Raw genomic sequence first — 4,109 nt, 5'->3', positions numbered from 1 at the left:
GACGGCCGGGGCGGTGTTGCGGGCGGCGGGCTCGAGGATGATGGCATCCGGCGCGACGCCGATCTGGCGCATCTGTTCGGCGACGACGAAGCGATGGTCGTCGGCGCAGATGAACACCGGCGGTGCGAAGCCATCGGCCTCACCCACCCGGGCCACCGTCTCCTGGATCATGGTGCCGCCGGAGATCAGCGGCAGGAACTGCTTGGGATAGCCCGCCAGCGACAAGGGCCACAGCCGCGTTCCCGAACCGCCCGACAACACCACGGGGACGACAGGCTGGTTGGTTCGAATCATCATCCGCTCCAGATTTCAGATGTTGTGTCTGTATCGGTGATCGAGATCACGACTTCAACATCTACAAAACCATATGGATACGGCGCAAAACTCCCGCATTTCCGAGCCATTCGAGTGATGACATACGCCGATATGGCTCACGCAACGCGGAAATCTTGGCCGGCATCCGCTCGATCAGGGTTTCCGCCGCTGTATCGACACGAAATCAGGTTTCATGTCGTTATGATTTGAATTTGAGTGCGCTGCAGCATAGTCTTCGATTCCGGGCGGGACGTCCAGTCGCCCTTTCGGATCCCTGTCTTCCCGGTCGAAGGATCGTCGGCAATGAAGATTCAAGCTTTGGTCGCGGCTGTGATTCCCGATACCTCCGGTTCCGCGATCGATTCCCATGAGCTGCAGGATCTGATCGATGCGGCGGATTGGGACGGCGTCAGCGCCCGGTCCCAGCTGTCCCAGGGCGGCAGCGGCGCTGCGTCGCAGACCCGGCGGACCATCCTGCTCGACCGGCTGCACGGCGTGGCCCGCGATTCGGGCGAAGATTTCGACCCGGTGGAAACCGCGAAGGCTGCGGCGGCCCTGTGTCTCTCCCAGCACAACCATGTGCTGTCGCCGCTCGACCAGCCGGCGATCGGCGGCATCTTCGTCGAAGACGGCATGCTGCATCTCTGGGGCATCAACCAGTACGACCCGGCCGAGCCTGTCGACCTCGCTTTGGTGATCGACGGCAAGACGGTGTTCGACGCCCGGACAGACCCGGAAAGCGGCCGGCTGGCCTTCGCCGCCACCCGGCTGCATGCGCGGCACCGCTCGCTCGCCTTCAATCTCGACGGCACCGTCATCCCCGGCCCGGCCTTCACCGGCCTGGCGTTCTGGAAGGACCCGGACGCGCTGCACGAGCTGGCCGGCCATGTCACCGACATGATCGGCAATTACGGCTATCTCGGCGCCCGCTACAAGGCGAAGAGCCATCTGCCGAACACCATGGCCCGCCTCGACGCCTCGCCGGGCGATTCGGCCGGCGAGAAGATCAAGGGCCGGGTGCCGGAATTCCTGCGCTACATGGCGAACAAGTACGATTGCGACACCAAGAACCTGGTCGGCTATTACGGCACGTCGCAGTGGATCATCTCCGACATCATGGAGTATGCGGACCGGCGCAGCATCTTCTGCATGACCAACGAGATCGCCGAGGCGCTGTCGGAAGGGGTGTTCAACAAGCGGGCCCTGAAGAACGACGTGTCGCTCGGCCTGTTCGCGTTCTGGCGCCGGCACTACCAGCACATCGACATCTTCAGCGACGAAGGCCTGCGCAAGATCCAGTACAAGTTCGCCACCGCGCCCTTCATCAGCGACAAGAACAACCAGCTGCTGATCACCAAGTCGCTGAAGGAGCGGCTGAGCCAGGTGGTCGATGCCTACCGGTCGCGCGCCGTGCCGTGGAGCTGGTACTGGCTGTTCCGGCATGAGGACGAGGGCATCACCCACAAGATGATGGACACCGGCTACGCGCTGACCCTGTCCTTCAAGGAGGTGCTGGCCGACCTGGTCGAGGACAACCGCTGCTCCTTCAACCCGCGCAACTGGATGTCGTTCTGGGGCTCGACCCCGCATGAGGTGGCCGGCAATTTCAGCCGCTTCGACCTGGCCCTGATCTCGCTCTTGAACGGCCGCGCCGTGCCGGAAGAGCTGATCGCCGAGCGTGGCCCCGAGGCCCTGCGCCAGCAGCTGGTCGATGCGGTCTATGCCCGCGCGCCGAAGCTGGCCGCGATCTCGGCCGCGGCGCCGGAGCTGGCGACGGCGGTGGCGGACGACCCGGCGATCCAGCACATCGACCTGGTCATCGTCGGCCACGCCAACGCCACCGGGCTCGGCCGCAACCTGAACATGTTCGTCGAGGCGCTGGCCGATCTCGACCCGCTGGTGTTCAACGCCGATGACGGGCAGTGCGTCAATCCCGAGGGGCGCTACCGCGAGGACATGAACATCCGCGCCCGGGTGGTGCTGCTGTGCGTCAACGCCGACCGGGCGCCGGAGATGATCGCCCGCTTCGCCTCGATCTGCGAGGACGCGCACATCATCGGCTTCTACCTCTGGGAAACCGACACGCCACCGGAAACCCACCTGCTCGGCTGCAATGCGGTGGACGAGATCTGGGCGCCGTCCGGCTTCGTCGCCGACGGCTACCGCAAAATCACGGCGACGCCGATCACCAACATCAAGAAGGGCCTGGAGCATCCGCCGAGCCGGGTGTTCAGCCCGTTCCTGGAGCGCTTCCGGCGCAGCCCGAGCGAGCTGATCTTCCTGTCGCTGGCCGAATTCGGCTCCTCGATCGTGCGCAAGAACCCGCTCTCGGTGGTCAAGGCGTTCCAGCAGGCCTTCGCCGACAGCGATGACGAGGTCCGCCTGCTCTTGAAGATGCGGGAGATCGACCCGGCGCATTGGAGCAACTTCGACGGCTATTGGGAGGAGGTCGAGGAGCGCATTACCGGCGACTCCCGGATCGAGATCGTCGAGGGCAACCTGACCGATGCGGAATACTGGTCGCTGATCGACTCCTCCGACGTCTTCGTCGCGCTGCACCGGGCCGAAGGCTTCGGCTACGGCATCGCCGACGCGATGATGCTGGGCAAGCCGGTGATCGTGTCCGACTACTCCGGCACCCAGGATTTCTGCGATGCGGACAATGCCTTCCTGGTCGATGTCGACGTGACCCCGACGCCGCCGGAACAGATGCGCAGCAAATCCTATGTCGGCCATTGGGCCAGCCCGCGGGTGGACCAGGCGGCGACGGCGATGCGGGCCATCGTGGCCGATCACGAGGCAGCCAAGGCCCGCGCCCTCAAGGGCCAGGCGCGGATCTTCACCGACTACGACTTCGGTGGCTGGAGCCAGGGCCTGGCCGGGCGCATCCGCACGCATCTTACGAAGGCCTGAGGGCGGAAGACGAGACGCCGGGCCGGCCTCGCGCCGGCCCGGATTTTTTATGTCCTCCGGTCACCGCAGAGAGGTCCGGGCCGTGCCGTTCCTGGTTGTCGTGGGCTATGCCGGGCTGTCGATCTTCCAGGCGATCGTGATCTGCGGCGGTCTGGTGGCCTGGACCGGCATTCCCCTTGCCGTGGCCGTGCTGGCCGCGGCCTTTCTCGGATTGATGCCGGGCACCGGCACGATCCTGGCGATCCTCGCCGCCGCATCGGCCTGGTCATGGCCCTGGCTGGGGTCGACGACGCTGTTCTGCAGCCTGCTGGCGCTGTGGGCACACCTCACCCTGTCCTACGGCATGCCGTCCCTGTCGGTCTCGGAAGAGGATTAGAGCTGGGAGCTCAGGCTGTGTCGCTGAACAGCGACATGGTCCGGTGCGCCTTGGGCGGCGGTCGCCCCATCGAGCGACCGCCGCATCCGGTCAGAGCAGGAAGTCGCCGGCCACCAGGGCGGTGGAGGAATGGACGGTGATGGCCATGTCGGCCGTGCCGTCGCCGTTGATGTCGGCCAGCACCGTGTAGACGCCTTCGCCGGCCGACTGGACGATCACCTCATGCCCGGTGTTGGTGAAGGCGCCGCCATCGGTGAAGGTGAAGGCGGTGTTGCCGTTGCCGGCGTTGCCGTCGGCATCGATCGGCCGCAGGTCGATCTTGTCGCCCTCGGCATGGGAGAAGTCGGTGATGGTGTCCGGCGCCGCCACCGTGCTGTCGTTGACCGATTGGAAGACGAAATAGTCGTTGGCACCGCCACCGGTCAGGGTGTCCTGGCCGGTGTTGCCGAGCAGCACATTGGTCAGGTTGTTGCCGATCAGCGTGTCGTTGAAGGCCGAGCCGTAG

The 4,109-nt window shown here is 65.3% G+C and carries 4 protein-coding genes; 2 read left to right on the top strand and 2 right to left on the bottom strand.

Annotated features, from left to right (window positions below):
* Positions 1 to 297: sugar phosphate nucleotidyltransferase (locus tag AC3XYG_RS18700; RefSeq protein WP_489141366.1), on the bottom strand; the 297-nt coding region annotated here is incomplete at its 3' end.
* Between the two features lie 321 nt (positions 298 to 618).
* On the opposite strand from AC3XYG_RS18700, the gene AC3XYG_RS18695 reads away from it, so the two are divergent.
* Together AC3XYG_RS18695 and AC3XYG_RS18690 are read left to right on the top strand one after the other, a co-directional pair.
* A complete protein-coding gene (locus tag AC3XYG_RS18695; RefSeq protein WP_489141365.1) occupies positions 619 to 3,228 on the top strand; it encodes a glycosyltransferase in 2,610 nt (869 codons plus the stop codon).
* A gap of 82 nt (positions 3,229 to 3,310) precedes the next feature.
* Positions 3,311 to 3,604 (top strand): hypothetical protein, encoded by a 294-nt coding sequence (locus AC3XYG_RS18690; protein WP_489141364.1) that lies wholly within the window; start codon positions 3,311 to 3,313, stop codon positions 3,602 to 3,604.
* A 90-nt stretch (positions 3,605 to 3,694) separates the two neighbouring features.
* On the opposite strand, the gene AC3XYG_RS18685 is transcribed toward AC3XYG_RS18690, so the two are convergent.
* Positions 3,695 to 4,109 (bottom strand): M10 family metallopeptidase C-terminal domain-containing protein (locus AC3XYG_RS18685; RefSeq protein ID WP_489141363.1); only part of this gene is annotated, 415 nt, incomplete at its 5' end.

The organism is Inquilinus sp., from assembly GCF_057815775.1.
Note: the sequence above shows the minus strand (reverse complement) of the source record. Positions and strands in the feature narration are given on the sequence as shown.

What these genes read in the sequence shown, in the direction of transcription:
- AC3XYG_RS18695 (WP_489141365.1), top strand. Translation starts at nt 619, where the DNA reads ATGAAGATTCAAGCTTTGGTCGCGGCTGTGATTCCCGATACCTCCGGT.